This is a genomic window from Nostoc sp. CmiVER01 (assembly GCF_034531135.2).
Lineage (GTDB): Bacteria > Cyanobacteriota > Cyanobacteriia > Cyanobacteriales > Nostocaceae > Nostoc.
Window position 1 is genome coordinate 69,872 of record NZ_JAVRBU020000003.1, and the last position, 17,874, is coordinate 87,745.

Genomic DNA, 17,874 nt, shown 5'->3' on the forward strand with positions numbered 1-17,874 from the left:
CGGAACGAGCGTCCGTAGGAGCGTCACCCGAAGGGTCATTGGTCATTGGTCATTAACAAAGGACAAATGACTAAGGACAAAATATTTACCTTCCCCATTGGAAAATTGCCGCACCCCAGGTAAGACCGGCGCCAAAGCCGGATGCAGCAATGATGTCATTGGGTTTAATTTTACCTTCCCGCACTGCTTCATCTAAAGCTAAGGGAATGGAAGCTGCGGAGGTATTGCCGTACTGGGCGAGATTACTTATAACTTTATGCTCTGGGACATTCAGGCGTTGAGCAACAGCATCAATAATTCGCTGATTGGCTTGATGCAATAACAACCAATCTATTTTATCAACACTGAGGTTGGCTTGAAATAAGGCTTTATCAATAATTTCGGGCACTTTTTGTACAGCAAAGCGGTAGACTTCTTTGCCGTTCATAGTAATCGGTTGGTAAGCGCCTTTAGTGATATTTACATTTGGGAAGAGTTCTTGAGAAGCGCCCGCATAAGCAAGATTGAGGTGATGGTTTTGAGTGCCATCACTTTTGAGGGCAAATCCCAATAAGCGATCGCTTTTATCAGCCTGTAATACTACTGCCCCTGCACCATCACCGAATAATACACAAGTGCGCCGATCTTCCCAATCTACCCAGCGAGAAAGGATATCTGCCCCAATCAACAATACATTTTTATATACACCTGTTCTAATGTATTGGGCTGCTGTAACTAGACCAAACACAAACCCAGAGCAGGCTGCTGTTAAGTCAAAGGCTACTGCGTTGGTGGCTCCCAATTGCGCCTGTACTTTACAAGCACTACCAAACAAATCATCAGGGGTGGAAGTTGCCAGCAGAATTAGGTCTAGGTCTTCTGGCTTAATTCCCGAAGCTGCGATCGCCTGACTGCTGGCGGCAGTAGCTAGCACACTCAAGGATTCAGATGGCAGGGCTAATCGCCGTTGACGAATTCCAGTTCTTGTAGTTATCCACTCATCTGATGTTTCAACTACTTCACTCAATGTCTGGTTGTGTAGGGAAGTTGCTGGTACTGCCGAGCCACTTCCGGTAATTGCTACGCCTAAGTTTTGCACTCCTAATCTCCCAAGCTATCAGCTTTTTGTCTTTTGTCCTTTGTCATTTGTCTTTTGTCCTTTGTCATTTGTCCTTTGCCCTTTGTCTTTTGTCCTTTACAAATAACTAATGACCAATGACTAATGATCAATGACTAACCGCTTTCGCGCTCTAGGATATATTGGGACTGAATGCGTTGTAGCACCTGGTTGTCAACAGCTTCTTTTGCCATGCGAATTGCATTAAAAATTGAAGGAGCTTGTGAGCTACCGTGACCGATAAAACAGACTCCTGCCACGCCTAGCAGTAAAGCGCCGCCGTGTTCTGCGTGATCCATGCGCTGCTTAATCCGCTTCAGGTTTGGTTTTAAGAGTGCTGAACCGATTTGACCGTGTAATCCTTGAGGTAATTCTTCCCGCAGAATTTGCAGAATAACTTCTCCAACGGCTTCGGCAAATTTTAATAAAACATTACCCACAAAGCCATCGCAGACAATAACATCAAAACGACCGGAAAGCACATCACGCCCTTCGGCATTGCCAATAAAATTTATTTGAGAATTTTCGCGTAGTAGTTGGTGGGCGCGAACGGCTGCATCATTGCCTTTAGAGTCTTCTTCACCGATATTCAGCAAACCTACCTTCGGTTCAGTTGTATTTAAAACATATTGACTGTAAGCCGATCCCATGACGGCAAACTGCTCTAAAAACTTCGGACGGCAATCTACATTCGCGCCGACATCAAGTACCAACACTGGCTTACCAGCAATAATCGTGGGGAAAACTGTCCCTATGGCTGGGCGGTCAATTCCCGGCAATCGTCCTAAGCGGAGCAAAGCTGATGCCATTGCTGCCCCAGAGTGACCGGCAGAAAACACGGCATCTGCTTTTTGCTGCTTGACTAAATCCATCGCCACATTGATAGAAGCCTTGCGTTTGCGTCTAACTGCATTTAAAGGCTCCTCATCCATAGCGATCGCTTCCTGTGCAGTCACGATCTCCACCTGCCCTAAATTCGTTTTTGGCGGCAAGGCAGCTTCTATTTGTTGAGGATCACCAACTAGTAATATATCTACACCCAATTCTTCCCTTGCTCGCAATGCGCCAGCAACGATTTCACCGGGTGCGTGATCCCCCCCCATTGCGTCAATTGCGATCCTTACGCGAGTCGATGCCATTGCTCACAGTTTCTAGAAACCTTACAAATTTTACCAGATGGCAATGCCCGAAAAAGCTTAACTTTCTGACTGCCAAATTATTTCTGTTACTATTGCAACAATTTTTGCTGGCAAGCTCAAGATAGCACGAATTGTTTGGGAGTAGGGAGTGGGGTATTGGGCATTGGGCATTGGGCATTGGACATGGGAAATGGTTATTAATTCTTGTCCCTCACTCCCTCATCTCCCTCATCTCCCTCATCTCCCCCTGCTCCCCCTACTCCCCCTACTCCCTACTCCCTACTCCTCACTCCCTTCTACCCAATTAACTAGCGTCCGAACGCCGTAGCCAGTTGCCCCTGCGCCGTTGTAGCCATTTTCTTTATCTGTCCACACTGGGCCAGCAATATCTAAGTGCGCCCAAGGTGTATCTTTGACGAATTGCTTAAGGAAAAGGGCGGCGGTAATGGAACCACCTGGACGCGGGCCAGTATTTTTCATGTCCGCAATGCCAGACTTTAGCCCTTCAAAATATTTTTCTTCCATTGGCATCCGCCAAATCTTTTCTCCTGAAGTTTGGGCAGCTTTCTCTAATTGAGAAGCTACAGCATCATCGGGAGTATACAAACCAGCAATATCTTCACCCAAGGCTATGACGTTAGCGCCGGTTAGGGTGGCTAAATCGACGATCGCATCTAATCCCAATTTGTCGGCATACACTAAGGCATCTGCTAGGGTCAAACGTCCTTCTGCGTCGGTGTTGTTCACTTCGATTGTTTTGCCGTTTGATGCTGTAAGAATATCTCCAGGGTGCATGGCGCGACCGCTAATCATGTTTTCAGTCACAGCCGAGATGAAGTGAACTTCGGAATCTGGCTTAATTTGAGCAATTGCTTTTGCCGCACCCAAGGTTGCTGCTGCACCGCCCATATCAATTTTCATGGTTTCGATGCCGCTACCAGCACCTTTAATGTTGAGTCCGCCGGAATCGAAGGTTAAACCTTTGCCAATAATTGCTAGTTTCTTTTTGGGTGTACCTTCTGGTTTGTAAGTCAGGTGAATAAATTTAGGTGGCAAATCCGAAGCTAGGGCGACTCCCAAAAAAGCACCCATGCCCAACTTTTCACAGTCTTCTCGTTCCAAAATTTCTAGTTGCAAACCGTGATCCTTGGCGATCGCTTGAGCAGTTTCCGCTAAAGTAATTGGTGTTACTGCATTAGCTGGTGCTGCTACTAACTCCCGTGCCAAGTTTACGCCTGACACAATTTGATTAGCGCGGGTGATAGCTGCTTCTTGTCCACTGAATCCTAGTAATTCTACGGTTTCTATTTGTGAACCTTTATCTTCAGGTTCTGATTTAAAGCGATTATCTTGGTAAAGCGCCAATTCTACACCTTCTGCGATCGCTTGGGCGCTTGCGGCTGGATCGTTATTCCACAATGGGAAATTCAATCCCAAAATTTTGCTTTTTTGCTTTTTTGCCACTCTGGCTACAGCAGCAGCAGCGCGTCGCAAAGTGTCGATTTTTAGTGCATCTGGTTTACCTAAGCCTACCAAAATCAATTTCCGCACTGGGCTACCAGGATTTACACGCGTGAAAATAGTACTGTTGGCTTTACCTTTAAATTCTTCTTCAGCAATTAATTCTTTTAATACCCCGGAAAACTTTTGATCTAAAGTTGCCAATTCTCCAGTTAACTCTACTGCATCTTCAAATAATCCAATTGCCAAACTGTCGCCTGCCCACTCTAGCAAAGGCTGATCACTAAGTTGAATTGTCATGTTGGGATTTTGTGTAAATATTCCTTCTTGTACCAGTATTGCTCAAAATTCTTGTTTAATGGTGAGGGGAGTTGGGAATGGGGGAGATAAGGAAGCAGAGGCCAGTAGTTATAATGTTAGCGCTGAGAGTGTCAATCGATAATACGCTTGAAAATGTATGAAGTTTTAACCATAATAAATTAGTGGAATGGCAAGTTGAGTTTCATGATGATTTCGAGTCTGAGTTCGATGCTCTACCTCAAGAAGTAAAAAATGAGTTGCTTGCTACGGCTCAGGTATTAGAAATGTTTGGCCCACAAGCAAAACGTCCTCATGTTGATACGCTCAAAGGGTCAAAGTACGGAAACATGAAAGAGCTACGATTCTCAACTTTTGGTGGTGTTTGGCGTGTGGCATTTGCTTTTGACCCATTGAGACAAGCCATTTTATTGGTTGCAGGTGACAAATCCAGCGTTATCTAACAACTTTTTTATAAACACTTAATTCAAAAGGCTGATACACGGTACAAGAGCCATCTTAAAAAACTAAAAGAAGAAGGGTAAGAAGAATGGGCAAAAGCCTAAGAGAAAAAATTAAAGAACAGCCAATAGAAAACCAAATAAAAATTGAAAGCCGCGCTCAGGAATTAATATCTCAGGAATTAACTAGGCAAAAACTTAAATTAGATAAAAGGAAAAGGTTTAAAAAAAGAGAGGTAGTTATTTTTGGAAAAAAATTAATGATAGAACATTAATTTAGTAAGACACTAGACAAGCCTGCCAAGCCGTTGGAGTTTAGCAGGCTTTAAAGTTATTAAAAATGGCTAATTTTGTGTCTGAATACTGGTAAACTCCACTTTTTACCTCCTCTGCCTAATCTCCTATACCCCAATTGCATTTTTGTCAATATTAAATTTGCTGGCGATCGCCTCTATTATTTCTTGCTCAAGTGGTGTAGTCTTATTGTCAAGCTGGGCAATTTTGTAACACTGAGCTAACAAAGGTATGGCAAAATCACGATTTAGCTGATTGAGGAGTATATTTAAAGACTTAGGCGATTTGATATTTTGGGCAATAGCATCTAACGAGGTAGGACTGAGTTTTACAGCTTGTAATTCTGGCAACATTTCTTCCAAAGTCTTATCTGGATTACTAGCGAGGATCATGTGAACTAAGATTTGATCCATAACGGCTTCTTGAGCGATCGCACTTTCTAAATACTTTTCACTCTCTGCTTTTAATGTTGCTAGTGTCTGTGGCGATGCAAGCGAAGTTGATTCATCTAGCTTGGCTTCATAAAATCGACAAGCAGCATATCCCAATGAATAAATCATCGTTGCATTTGAACTAGCTCCTATTACTGCACCCGCTAAGGGTATATTTCGCAGCAAGCCTAATCCCGCAGCTTTTAATAGACGGCCTCCACCCAAGCCTAGACCAAAAATTGCCAAAATTTCACCTTTACGCGCAGGATCTCTTAAATCTAGCCCGTAGACAGATGCAATTTGATAAAGCATTTCTGACTGTATTTTAGTTGTGGCTGTTAAATCAATTGCCAACAATGCAACTGCTATTCCTGGTAAAACACTTGTTGCTAATCCAACTGTGCCTGCTTGAGTTGCTTTTTCTACCATGATTCGGTGAGCAATCTGGCTAGCTGATTCATTTGGATACTGTTGTTTGAGCTTGTTTACCGCCGCTTCTGCTTTTTCCAAATCAACAGCGTCAGTAGTACCAATTAGCCAATTTAAATTTAATACTCCAGATAGGTTTCTAATCAACCAATTTTCGCTCAGGCGATTCACAACTTGACCGCTAGTTTGAGTTGTTTGCTCAATAAACTTGTGTGTTTCTTTCGCTGTCGTTTCTCCCACCTCTACTGCTGTGTCTAAAACTGCTTTGCCAGTCTCAGCAACAGTTTTAATAACAAACTCTACTATAGACGGTTCATTTTCTACTGATGATTGAGCCTGAATTTGTCCTTCTGAAATTTTTCTGGGTGAATAAACTGATTTATTCATTTCTATTTCTTGTGATTTGTCTGCCATTGCTTGACACCATCTTGTAAAGCCTCTCTCTTTTGGTTGTAACGAAAGTATGAGTGGCTTGACATCTTCCGACAAGTACAACTTTTCTGAGCAAATAGGAATTATTCTGATCCTTAACTATAGACATCCGAATGGTGACACAGGTTCTGATTTTATAACTGATAACCTAATGTCAACAACATTATACCTTCCAAAATAGTGAGTATTTCTGGAGTCAGAGTGGCCACTTTTCTTTGCAATCTTGTTTTATCGATTACCCGCAATTGGTGGCAAAGAGCAACTGAATCTCGTTCTAATCCACCTTCACCACTTTCAATTAATAAACAGGTTGGCAAAGACGCACGACGTAAATTTGTTGTTAGAGGAATGGTGATGATAGTGGTAGAAAATTAGGCAATGATATTATCTTGAAAAATAATAACTGGTCGTGTGCCTCCTTGTTCAGAACCCTTGGTAGGATCTAAATTGGCTAGCCATACTTCACCTCGTTGAACCTTCATTTCAAATCTTCTTGTGTAAGAAGTTATGCGTATTCATCTAATCCTGCTTCACCTAGTTGACGATTTTCCTGGGCAAATTTACTGTAAAGAGCAGCCATTTGATTTTTATCTATTTGCCAGCTAATATTTCTGCTGCGGAATTTGAGGAAGGCAATGAAATCACTAACTTGTTTGAGTTGTTCTTCATTCAATTTGTCTAATTCTAGAGTGAGTAACTCTTTAAGAGCAATCATTTGAGAGTCTGTAATAAATATGTGGTCAAGCTTTTTAAGGACGCAAATATTATTTGAATGTGACGAGATAATTTAGATGTACTTTACCCTAACTTGTCACCGAACAAGGTAAAAGAAAGGTTGTGATACGCCTGAATTTATGTGAGGCAAATTTTTAGTCTTTAACTCTACCTAAATCAGCATTACTTTCTAAAAAGTCGTTATCCTTAAGAATTTCATAGAGATTAATATCTTCTTCTAGCAAGCAAGCGTGTCCACAATGGGGTAACACCACAATTTTGGTATTTGGTAAGATATTCCCTATCCGCTTCACTTCAGTTACAGAAGGTAAAAGGCGATCGCTACCACCAGCAATCAGCAAAACTGGTTGAGTTAAACGACCGAGCTGTTCGTTATCAATTTCAAATTCTCGCAGTAAAGACAACCGCCAAAGAACGGTTTCTGGTGGCACAGAACGCATAGTTTTTAGTAATTCATGGCGATCGCTTTGAGAAATGCGTGGCAAAGATGCTATAAATGGCAACAAACCTAGTGCGCCAACATCATACAGCTCTGATGGTACTAAGTAAGTTATTTGCGATGCCCAATTCAACCAAGGGCGAAGACGAAAAGATGAAGCTGGGTTAATTAAGATAATTCGCTTAAATAAATGCGGCGTTTGGATTGCTACTTTCATTGCCAAGCAACCACCAAAGGACTCACCACACAGATAAACTGGCCTCTGAGAGCTTTTATCTAATTCGGCGTAGATTAAGTCCAATACACTTTTCGCTAGCACATCCCAACTGTTAAGGTCTTTGCGTGGGATCGCTAAACAACGGACATCAAAGCCAGTTTCTAATCCAGCCGTTTGCGATCGCAATAGTTGACCAGTTCCATCCATTCCTGGCAAATATACCAACAGGGGATACTCTGGCTTGACTCGTTTAGGAGTTAGAAAACAAGGATTTAGCTCAACTTCTTGGATAGTCATTGGTCATTGGTCATTGGTCATTGGTCATTAGTCAATGGTATAAAACTTTTGGATTGCTAATTGTTGCTGTTACGAGCTTCGGTACTTTTGAGCAAAAACAAAAAAGGTATCTGAACAAGCTAACTGTTATTCGTGAAGACAATCCAAAATTCAAAATCCAAAATCAAATGGCTCTAATAGCAACCTTGACGCAGTAAGGTGCTAATTTCACCATGACAGTGTTCTGTCAGTTCAGCCACAACAGTTCTGGCTTGTTTACCATGATATTTTTGATGATGTTGGGGCGTAATCCAATAAGGGCGACCGATTAACACTGCAACCCGACGATAAAGTACCAGTGGATGCCAACCACTTTGGTTAAATAAAGGTTCTGAAGGGTCAAATAGACTCAAAAGCCTCAAGGGGAAGCCAGAAGTGTTTACTTCTTCTAAGGAAGCGATCGCGATCGGCAAAATTGCTAAATCCTGCACATCAGCCCGTAATGCCAAATGGGCAAATCCCCGTTGAAACTCACCCACTATGTTTGGCACAGTAAATTTCACCATTGGTTCAGTTCCTTCTGGAAATACTCCTACCATCTGCTTGGACTGCAATAGCACCTGCGACTGCGAAAAGAAGCTTTGCTGACGGTTTTGAGTTTCTTCCAAAGGAAAACACCCTAATTGTCCGGTGACAATCTCCCGCATTACTGGCACTTGTCCCATGTAGTGATGGCAAGCAAAGCGAATCGGATTCGATAACGCTGCCATTAAAATTAGTGCATCCATAAAGCTGCGGTGATTGCTGACTACCAAAACGCTGGCATCCTGGGGAATGCGATCCTCGTAATAACGAAACATTTGGGTTGAAAGCGCCGCCACCAAAGCGCGAGAAATCTCTAGGGGGCTATTTCGACTCATACCTAATCAATATATTTTTCCAGTAAATATGGCAGTTTATCTTAATTTAAGTTTTACATTTCTTTACGACTGCCATGACCGTCTTAAGATAGAAATATCTAATCTACAAAACCAGATAGATTTTCCGGATTCTGGATTATGTATTTTTGATCACAATATTTTCTAATAGAAAGTATACAAAAAAATTATGAGAATGATTTACTGTTGTAGGCAAAAATGAGTTGAATTGATGCATATTACAAAACAATTTTTGATCTGAAAAGTTTGCTAAAATTGAGGTATTATTGGAAAAAATAGAAATAATATTGTATAATTACTTGGTTTTTCCAATAAAAGTAAAACGTTTTATAAGTTAATTTTTATTTTGCATGAATCTAGTGAAAAAAAAAGAAAAGACATTTGCACTAACAACACCACTATATTATGTAAACGATGTGCCCCATATAGGCAGTGCTTATACAACGATCGCAGCAGATGTAGTGGCGCGATTTCATAGGCTCTTGGGGCATCAGGTATTACTAATTACAGGTACAGATGAACACGGACAAAAAATTCAGCGATCGGCAGAAACTTTAGGCAAAGCACCACAAGAGTTTTGCGATGAAATTGTCCCTAGCTTCGTTAATTTGTGGCAAATACTGGATATTCAATACGATCGCTTTAGTCGGACTACTGCATCTCGTCATGAAGCGATCGTCAAAGAATTCTTTAATCGAGTCTGGAAATCTGGTGATATTTACCAGGGGCAACAAAAAGGCTGGTACTGCGTATCCTGCGAAGAATTTAAAGAAGAACGGGATTTGCTAGAAGGACACCGTTGCTCGATTCATACTAATAAAGAAGTGGAGTGGCGAGACGAGCAAAACTATTTTTTCCGCTTATCAAAATATCAAACTAAGCTAACAGAATTTTACCAATCTAGACCGGATTTTATTCAACCAGAAAGTCGGCGCAATGAAGTTCTCAACTTTGTAAATCAAGGTCTGCAAGACTTTTCCATTTCGCGGGTAAATCTAGATTGGGGTTTTCCCGTACCTGTTGATCCCAAGCACACCCTCTATGTCTGGTTTGACGCGCTGTTAGGTTATGTAACAGCATTACTAAAACCAGATGCAGAACCAACTTTAGCAAATGCCTTAGAAACATGGTGGCCGATTAACTTGCACCTAATTGGTAAAGATATTCTGCGCTTCCATGCAGTTTACTGGCCAGCAATGCTGTTGTCAGCTGACTTACCCTTGCCAGATCAGGTATTTGGGCATGGCTTTTTGACTAAAGATGGTCAAAAGATGGGCAAAAGTCTGGGTAATACCCTTGATCCTATAGCGTTAGTTCAGCGGTATGGTAGTGATGCCGTTCGTTATTACTTCCTTAAGGAAATCGAATTTGGCAAAGATGGAGATTTTAATGAAGTAAGGTTCATTAATGTTCTGAATGCAGATTTGGCAAATGATTTAGGTAATTTGCTCAATCGCACCTTGAACATGGTGAAGAAATACTGTGCCCAGAATAATGTCCCATCAATCGGCAATGAAGGAATTTCTGACGAAAATCCATTGAAAACAATTGGTTTACGTCTAGGGGAGAATGTAAAACAAGCATATCAAGAGCTAGCTTTCAGTGAAGCCTGCGAGGCCATCCTTTCATTGGTGCAAGCCAGTAATAAGTTTATTGATGAACAGGCTCCTTGGTCATTATATAAACAGGGACAGCAGGAGTCGGTGGAAAAAGTTCTATACGCAGTTCTAGAATCGGTTAGACTAGCAGCTTATCTGCTATCCCCAATTATTCCGAACATCAGTAGCAATATTTATCAGCAGCTGGGCTTTGGAATAAACTTTAACGATCAAATACAAAGTTCAATCACCGCTCCTTTTGCCACCCATGCAACATGGGGGATACTATCTAGTAAACAACAGTTGGGTACAGCCCAACCGATTTTTAAGCGAATAGAACCCCCAAAAAACGATTAATCCTTATCAAAGTCTGATTTTGTTCAATTTCTTATTTTCTCAAAAAATTTATCGGGGCTGAACTTAAATTAGTCCCGGAGCATTATCATAAGCCGCTGTGACTAGCATCTAAAAGTTGGTAATTTGTATCAAAAATAACAGGGATAATAATTGAGGTATCACAATGATGTTGAATAATTTTGAAACCGATTCAATATTTACGCCAGAACAGGTTTTGGAGAATCGGGGTAGGGTCGCTATATTTATTGATGGCTCAAATCTATTTTACGCTGCACTGCAACTAGGGATTGAAATCGATTACACGAAGCTGTTGTATCGATTAACTGGAGGTTCTAGACTACTACGGTCTTTTTTCTACACTGGTGTAGACCGGACAAACGAGAAGCAACAGGGGTTTTTGCTGTGGATGCGTCGCAATGGCTACCGAGTCATTGCTAAAGATTTAGTCCAGCTACCAGATGGTTCTAAAAAAGCTAACCTGGATGTAGAAATAGCCGTCGATATGATGGCGCTAGTAGATTCTTATGATACCGCAGTTTTAGTTAGCGGTGATGGGGATTTGGCTTATGCGGTAAATTCAGTCAGCTATCGCGGCGTGCGGGTAGAAGTGGTGAGCTTGCGTTCGATGACTAGCGACAGCTTAATTAATGTAAGCGATCGCTACATTGATTTAGAAGCCATCAAAGAAGATATTCAAAAAACCCCTCGCCAAAGCTATCCATACCGCCCTTTATCTGGGATCGGTTTTTTGGAAGACCCCAGAACTAGTGATGGACATCTAGAAATCCAAGAATAATGGCGTATCAATTTCATCAAAGGGGGAGACAGGGCGAGAGAAAAATTAAAAATTTCTCCTCTACTCCTCCCTTCTTTCTTTTCTCTTTAATTTTTTTCTTAATATTTAGTTTAGTGAGCTGTGGGGGGAAATCTCCCACAGCTTCTCAACAAAATACTACGGCTTCATCTAATAATAAAGATAGCAATTTGACTTTCTTTGATGTCACCTTAGAACAAGCAGATGAAGTAGGACGACCGATTTGGAAAGTCAGGGCTAAACAAGCACAATACACTAAAGAAAAACAAATTGGTCAAGCTGAAAGTCCTTATGGTGAACTATATCAAGATGGCAAAGTAGTTTACCAAATCAAGGCAGATGTTGCAGATATTGAACAAAATGGAAAGCAGTTATTTCTTAAAGGTAAGATATTTGCCATAGATCCTAAGAATGGCATTGTATTGCAAGGTAATGAATTAGAATGGCGTCCCAAAGAAGATTTGTTGATTGTCCGTAACCAGATTAACGGTAGTCATAAACAACTACAAGCTGTGGCACAGGAAGCGCGAGTCAAAACCCGCGAACAGCGCATGGAATTTTCTGGTAGGGTAGTAGCAAATTCTATAGATCCCCAGTTACAACTAAGAACTGAGCATTTAATCTGGAATATTAAAGATGAAAAATTGATTGGCGATCGCCCTTTACAAATTGACCGTTACAAAGATAATAAAATTAGCGATCGCGGCAAAGGAAATTCTGCCGAAGTCAACTTAAAAACGAAAATTGCCACTATTCAACAAAATGCTCAATTAGATTTACTAGACCCACCCATGCAAATAACTAGTAACTCTATGACCTGGAACATGAACGCAGAAACTGTTACTACAAATTCCCCTGTGCGGATGTTCCAACGTGCCGATAATCTTACCGTCACTGCCAATCAAGGTGAAATGAAAATACCACAAAAAACAGTTTATTTAACAGGTAACGTCAACGCCATTGGTCAGCGTCGCCAGTCTTTGAAATCTAATACATTAACTTGGTATTTAGATAATAAGTTAGTTGAAGCTCAGGGAAATGTAGTTTATCGACAAATTGACCCACGGTTAAATTTTACAGGTGAAACAGCCATTGGTAATCTGCAAACAGAAAATATTGTTGTTAAAGGCGGTAGTTCTAGCGGTAGGGTAGTAACAGAAATCATTCCCCAAGAAAGAGCCAATCGTCAGCAGTAGAGTTAGGGGAGAAGACAGTAGGGAATAGTAAGGATGAGGGAGACAAAGCGAATAATCAATGCCCAATGCCCGATGCCCGATGCCCCATTCCCCACTCTCCACTCCCTACAAACACTAGGCTAGGATTTTAGTACTACAAATTTTCTAATAACCCATGAATGGATCAAACCGATTAAGCAAGGAATCTTTGCCAATATCCCAACAAGTAGAACATTCCCACCATCATGATACAGATCACGAGCATACAGATCATACTCATGAGGCTGGAGAGTCGGCTCATCCTCACATCCATAGCGAAGAGTCATTACGGCGAATTGCTAATCGATTATCGCGGATAGAAGGACATGTTCGTGGTATTAAAACAATGGTGCAGCAAAATAGCCCTTGTCCTGATGTTCTACTGCAAATTGCCGCAGTGCGAGGCGCATTAGATAAAGTAGCGCGAATTGTTTTGGATGAACATTTAACTGAGTGTATTGCTAGAGCCGCACAAGAGGGTAATATTGACGTTGAAATTAAACAGTTAAAAGCTGCTTTAGATCGATTTTTACCTTAAGAATTAGAAAAATAAAAATTAATTAGTACGACAAAGCATTTTGTAGAGACGCGAGACTTGGTGTATTGACTCGGGCAGAGGATTATTATATGCCAAAATGAACACAAGTCTCTTACGTGTATTAGAAAAGGGATGTTTTGGCATTACCTAATCTTGCCAAAGATTGAAAAGGCGATGCTTATATTAACTCATACTTTAAATATCTCCTTTAAAAATGACTTTAAAAAAATATAAATTTAACTATTATTTAAATGTCAATATAAACAAACCTCTAATTCTTTTATTACATGGCTTCATGGGAAATTTTAATGAATTTGATGAAGCTATAAAAGTACTAGCTGAACATTTTTCTTATCTCACCCTTGATTTACCCGGACATGGTAAAACCCAAGTTTTAGGAAGTGATGAATACTATACAATACAACCCACTGCTCAAGTAATCATCAATTTATTAGATGAATTAAAAATAGATAAATGTTACTTAATTGGTTATTCAATGGGTGGAAGGTTGGCTTTATATTTAACTCTACATTTTCCAGAACGTTTTATTAAAGTTGTATTAGAATCAGCTTCTCCGGGTTTAGCCACAGAAGCAGAACGATTAGAACGAGTTAGACGTGATACTCAAATAGCTATAAAATTAAGCAGAAGTATTATTCAAACTGATTTTGCTGCTTTTCTTTCAAATTGGTACAATCAACCAATTTTTGGTTATATAAAAAATCATCCAGAATACAATCGCATGATAGAAAGTCGGTTACAGAATGATCCGCATGAATTAGATAAATCATTGCGCTTTATGGGAACTGGATGCCAACCTTCTTTGTGGGAAAAGCTACAAGAGAATAAAATTCCCCTGCTTTTACTAGTAGGCGAATATGATAAAAAATTTATATCTATTAATACAGAAATGGTTCAAATATGTGAATTTGCCCAACTAAAAATAATTAGTAATGCTGGACATAATATTCATTTTGAAAATACCTTGACATTTGTGGAAAATATCAAAGATTTTTTCTATGCAGCTTAAAAATTAGCATAACCTCACTGCTTTGGTAACTTCTTTACTGCCTTGCTAGAAGGAGTTGGCGATGGTGTTATCGGGGCTGTTGGTTGATTAGCTGCGGTCAATTCCTCTTGCAGCATTTTCTGATAAAGTTTAGGCAAAGAGCTACTAACAGAATTAGTTTCTATACCATATCCTAGACTTGTCCAGGTGGGAGAAAGCCGCCGCAAAACATCATGTAACTTTCCCTGACGTAACAGTTGAGAAAGATCGGCTCCCCAAACTTTAGAATCATTTAACCAACGGTAAACTACTATATCTTGATATTCTGCTTCAAAACTATAAGCAGTCCAAAACATCATCTGCATCGGTTTTGGATGATAACGGGGGGCTAAACGATACCAAGTAACGTTAATAATTTGATATCTGCCAGCAGCAGTAGAACAATTACCTATGTTGGGGCCTGTGACAATTGTGACGCATATCTCAGGATGTCGGCTAAGGTCGTTGACTTGCTGCCCACCATATAATAGCGAATAGGGACGATTACCACTTGCCTCACTCGCCGAGATGGTTCGCATTAAAGCGCGGATATAGGGGTCGCCCTTTTTCATCACCAAAGGCGGTTGTTGAACTGCAAAAATGGGATCAGATGGCGATCGCAAGTCTCCAATATACCATTGCAACAAATACACAAAGCCGAGAAGCGCGGCTATTGGCCCAATAAGTTTTTCAACACCTTTGAATTCAAAGCCTTTCAGAATCCGACTCCTTCAAATTTGTTCTCTTTGCTAACAAAAATCATCGACGAACTTATTCCAGTAAAGTTCACACCTGATTGTTAGTTATCATTCCCGATTTACTCATTTTTTTAAGAATTAAGAAAAATCAGTATAAATAAGTATAACAATCAAGATACTCCCAACAATACCGATTAAGTATAAGCTCAATCGCTTCTTGTAGCATCCTACTTTTGGTAAGAAATCGCTTCCTAACTCAAATCGTGCAATTTTCGAGTTGTACTTCCAAAACTATGAGCCATAAATGCTTCAACATAAATTCATTAGAATTTAGGTAATCACGCCATAGTCACGCTGAAGCACAAAAAGTCATGATGTATTTAGTAATTAGTCATGCAAATTTAATTTTACAAGCTTGTTGAATAAAGTTTAAAAATTAAAATTTCATGACTAGTTTAATTTGCATTACTAACTATCGATATTCTCATTCTGATAAGTATTGACTGAATAATTTTTCCTCAGCTAATTAGGAAGAAACAGCTTTTTACAATGCTATTTCTTTTAAAGAATCATGGAAAAGTATTTCCATGTAGCATTTTTTTATAATTAGAAGCTTTTTCTTACGTATCTTCGTTGATTAAGTCCTTAGAAAATGGTTTTTAGTTTGTAATATTTGGAGCCAGTTTAAGTATGTTTGAAAGTTCTGAATTTCACCTCGATTCCTCTTTGTCATTGGATAATGCCTCAAATTGTTTAGGTAATAATTCGGTAAATCCTTTGCAAACGGATTGGACAGGATTCAATTCACATAGACTTTTAGGGTTAGCAAGCGAGACACTGAGCAACACATGGCAAAATCAAAATAACCCAACCCAAGCATTGATTTACACTCCTGGGAGTATTCTCAATATTGTTTTTACAGTGAATCAGGCAATTGATGCCACTAAAGACACCCTAACAGGATTGGTACAAAATCCTCAGATTAATCAGATAATGGGGGTATCCTTTGGTGGGAATTATAATCATTTTGTCGCTGATAATTTGCTTAATAATTTAGCAAAACATGACTTTTCTGAAGCGCCTAATGTTGTTTTAGTATTAGGTCAAACTTTTAATGCAGCCTATGCACATCAAAATAACATCATTTATTTATCTCAGGAGTTTGTAGCTAGTAATTTTAATAATGTAGACGAAATTAAAGGGGTATTATTAGAAGAGTTTGGGCATTATATAGATACTCAAATTAATGTGCAAGATTCCCCAGGAGATGAAGGAGATATTTTCTCACGGTTAGTGCAAGGTCAATCTATCAGTAATAAAGAATTATCATCATTAAAAAGTGAAAATGATGGAAAATTTATTACTGTTGATGGACAAGAAACTTTTATCGAACAAAATACATTCCAAAACGCAATTAGTTCATCTCCAGTCGGAGCAGGGTTTACTAAAAACAATGGTGGTTGGACTAACAATAATGATTATCCCCGAATGTTAGCTGATGTAAATGGGGATGGCAAAGCTGATATTGTTGCTTTTGGTGCTAGTTCGGTGTTTGTTTCTCTGAGTAATGGAAATGGCACATTCCAAAACGCAATTAGTTCATCTCCAGTCGGAGCAGGGTTTACTAAAAACAATGGTGGTTGGACTAACAATAATGATTATCCTCGAATGTTAGCTGATGTGAATGGGGATGGTAAGGCTGATATTGTTGGTCTTGGTGCTAGTTCGGTGTTTGTTTCTCTGAGTAATGGAAATGGCACATTCCAAAATGCAATTAGTTCATCTCCAGGGTTTACTAAAAACAATGGTGGTTGGACTAACAATAATGATTATCCCCGAATGTTATCTGATGTGAATGGGGATGGTAAGGCTGATATTGTTGGTCTTGGTGCTAGTTCGGTGTTTGTTTCTCTGAGTAATGGAAATGGCACATTCCAAAACGCAATTAGTTCATCTCCAGCAGAAGCGGGATTTACGCAAAACAATGGAGGTTGGACTAACAATAATGATTATCCTCGAATGTTAGCTGATATAAATGGGGATAAGAAAGCTGATATTGTTGGTTTTGGTGCTAGTTCCGTGTTTGTTTCTTTAGCAACAGATGGAAAAAGTGAAAATATACAACCTGGCACACTTAGTATCTCAACTGAAATTGTGACAGATATTATTGGAGGGTATAAACAGAATGTCCAAACCTATCTATCAGGAATTTTGGACGCTTTGAAAGAGTTTAATATCTATAACAAAAACACTGTTATTGCCGCAATTGCCACTGTCGCTACAGAAGTCGGTTCTTTTGAACCTATTAATGAGTATGGTAATAATGCGTACTTCACCCGAATGTATGAAGGACGTAAAGACTTAGGCAATATTTACTCTGGTGATGGCGCAAAATATCACGGTCGGGGATTTATTCAGTTAACTGGTCGGAGTAATTATAAGACCTACGGAGATCGTCTAGGAGTCGACCTGGTTAATCATCCTGAATTAGCTCTCGATGCTAAAATTGCTGCACGCATTCTAGCTCTTTACTTTGTAAATAGAGGTATTTCAGCAGCAGCTAACCTAGAAGATTGGCAGGCTGTACGTCGAGGGGTCAACGGGGGACTTAACGGATGGGATCGATTTATCAACTACGTTAACAAAGCAAAAGCCCGAATTGTTTAGCAACAATTGCTCTATAATTACTTGCTAGTTATTTGTCAAGCGATCGCTCTTTGTGAAGATAAAGGAAATAAGAAGGCAAATCGCTTTTTATTGTGAATGAGAGAGCGATCGCTCGTCTATCGTTAATCAGTGTAGGGGTTTAGCAATGCTAAACCCTTTTACCTGTGGGATGGAATGAAGCCTTAGAGTTGAATCAAGGGGCGGTCAATTTAGATGAAGCAAGCTACTTGACAAAGTGCGTAGGCACAGGAATAGCTTCTAATGAAGATGTGAGCTGATAACTTTGAAGAATAGA

16 protein-coding genes and 1 pseudogene are annotated in these 17,874 nt (G+C 39.9%); 8 read left to right on the top strand and 9 right to left on the bottom strand.

What is annotated here, in order from left to right; all coding sequences use genetic code 11:
• Positions 1–85: 85 nt before the first annotated feature.
• The 3 genes from RMZ43_RS05220 to RMZ43_RS05230 all read right to left on the bottom strand — a co-directional run bounded on the left by RMZ43_RS05220 (position 86) and on the right by RMZ43_RS05230 (position 3,996).
• Complete coding sequence (locus RMZ43_RS05220; RefSeq protein ID WP_322655055.1) at positions 86–1,078, bottom strand: beta-ketoacyl-ACP synthase 3; 993 nt, start codon at positions 1,076–1,078, stop codon at positions 86–88.
• Positions 1,079–1,212: 134 nt separating this feature from the next.
• Positions 1,213–2,235 (bottom strand): phosphate acyltransferase PlsX, encoded by a 1,023-nt coding sequence (gene plsX / locus RMZ43_RS05225; RefSeq protein ID WP_322646363.1) that lies wholly within the window; start codon positions 2,233–2,235, stop codon positions 1,213–1,215.
• A 279-nt stretch (positions 2,236–2,514) separates the two neighbouring features.
• Positions 2,515–3,996, bottom strand: coding sequence for a leucyl aminopeptidase (locus RMZ43_RS05230; protein WP_322646362.1), 1,482 nt, complete (start codon positions 3,994–3,996; stop codon positions 2,515–2,517).
• Between the two features lie 182 nt (positions 3,997–4,178).
• Between RMZ43_RS05230 and RMZ43_RS05235 the strand changes: the two genes are divergently transcribed.
• Positions 4,179–4,457, top strand: a complete 279-nt coding sequence (locus RMZ43_RS05235) for a type II toxin-antitoxin system RelE/ParE family toxin (protein WP_416212032.1) — start codon at positions 4,179–4,181, stop codon at positions 4,455–4,457.
• 86 nt (positions 4,458–4,543) lie between these two features.
• The gene (locus tag RMZ43_RS05240) at positions 4,544–4,729 is read left to right on the top strand and encodes a hypothetical protein (protein WP_322646361.1); all 186 of its coding nucleotides are present in this window, start codon (positions 4,544–4,546) and stop codon (positions 4,727–4,729) included.
• A 126-nt stretch (positions 4,730–4,855) separates the two neighbouring features.
• On the opposite strand, the gene RMZ43_RS05245 is transcribed toward RMZ43_RS05240, so the two are convergent.
• The 5 genes and pseudogenes from RMZ43_RS05245 to RMZ43_RS05265 all read right to left on the bottom strand — a co-directional run bounded on the left by RMZ43_RS05245 (position 4,856) and on the right by RMZ43_RS05265 (position 8,627).
• Positions 4,856–6,022 carry an EcsC family protein gene (locus tag RMZ43_RS05245; RefSeq protein ID WP_322646360.1) on the bottom strand — a complete coding sequence of 389 codons (1,167 nt, stop codon included), beginning with the start codon at positions 6,020–6,022 and terminating at the stop codon, positions 4,856–4,858.
• 152 nt (positions 6,023–6,174) lie between these two features.
• Positions 6,175–6,522, bottom strand: a pseudogene (locus RMZ43_RS05250) (type II toxin-antitoxin system PemK/MazF family toxin).
• A gap of 23 nt (positions 6,523–6,545) precedes the next feature.
• Entirely contained in the window at positions 6,546–6,755 is a 210-nt protein-coding gene (locus RMZ43_RS05255; RefSeq protein WP_322655056.1) for a hypothetical protein, read from the bottom strand.
• A 154-nt stretch (positions 6,756–6,909) separates the two neighbouring features.
• Positions 6,910–7,728, bottom strand: a complete 819-nt coding sequence (locus tag RMZ43_RS05260) for an alpha/beta fold hydrolase (protein WP_322655057.1) — start codon at positions 7,726–7,728, stop codon at positions 6,910–6,912.
• Positions 7,729–7,901: 173 nt separating this feature from the next.
• The gene (locus RMZ43_RS05265; protein ID WP_322655058.1) at positions 7,902–8,627 is read right to left on the bottom strand and encodes a lysophospholipid acyltransferase family protein; all 726 of its coding nucleotides are present in this window, start codon (positions 8,625–8,627) and stop codon (positions 7,902–7,904) included.
• A 368-nt stretch (positions 8,628–8,995) separates the two neighbouring features.
• On the opposite strand from RMZ43_RS05265, the gene metG reads away from it, so the two are divergent.
• From metG to menH, 5 genes are all read left to right on the top strand, one after another.
• A complete protein-coding gene (metG, locus tag RMZ43_RS05270) occupies positions 8,996–10,600 on the top strand; it encodes a methionine--tRNA ligase (protein WP_322646357.1) in 1,605 nt (534 codons plus the stop codon).
• Positions 10,601–10,766: 166 nt separating this feature from the next.
• The gene (locus RMZ43_RS05275) at positions 10,767–11,396 is read left to right on the top strand and encodes an NYN domain-containing protein (RefSeq protein WP_109011619.1); all 630 of its coding nucleotides are present in this window, start codon (positions 10,767–10,769) and stop codon (positions 11,394–11,396) included.
• Positions 11,396–12,610: an LPS export ABC transporter periplasmic protein LptC gene (gene lptC / locus RMZ43_RS05280; RefSeq protein WP_322655059.1), complete on the top strand. Its 1,215-nt coding sequence runs from the start codon at positions 11,396–11,398 to the stop codon at positions 12,608–12,610. The genes RMZ43_RS05275 and lptC overlap by 1 nt, the downstream gene beginning before the upstream one ends.
• 154 nt (positions 12,611–12,764) lie before the next feature.
• Positions 12,765–13,166 carry a metal-sensing transcriptional repressor gene (locus tag RMZ43_RS05285; RefSeq protein ID WP_322655060.1) on the top strand — a complete coding sequence of 134 codons (402 nt, stop codon included), beginning with the start codon at positions 12,765–12,767 and terminating at the stop codon, positions 13,164–13,166.
• A gap of 214 nt (positions 13,167–13,380) precedes the next feature.
• Positions 13,381–14,196: a 2-succinyl-6-hydroxy-2,4-cyclohexadiene-1-carboxylate synthase gene (gene menH / locus RMZ43_RS05290; RefSeq protein WP_322655061.1), complete on the top strand. Its 816-nt coding sequence runs from the start codon at positions 13,381–13,383 to the stop codon at positions 14,194–14,196.
• A gap of 14 nt (positions 14,197–14,210) precedes the next feature.
• On the opposite strand, the gene RMZ43_RS05295 is transcribed toward menH, so the two are convergent.
• On the bottom strand, positions 14,211–14,867 hold the full coding sequence (locus RMZ43_RS05295; protein WP_322655062.1) for a glycoside hydrolase family 24 protein: 657 nt from the start codon (positions 14,865–14,867) through the stop codon (positions 14,211–14,213).
• Between the two features lie 735 nt (positions 14,868–15,602).
• Here RMZ43_RS05295 and RMZ43_RS05300 point away from each other — a divergent pair.
• Entirely contained in the window at positions 15,603–17,579 is a 1,977-nt protein-coding gene (locus tag RMZ43_RS05300) for an FG-GAP-like repeat-containing protein (RefSeq protein ID WP_322655063.1), read from the top strand.
• The last annotated feature ends 295 nt before the right edge of the window (positions 17,580–17,874 follow it).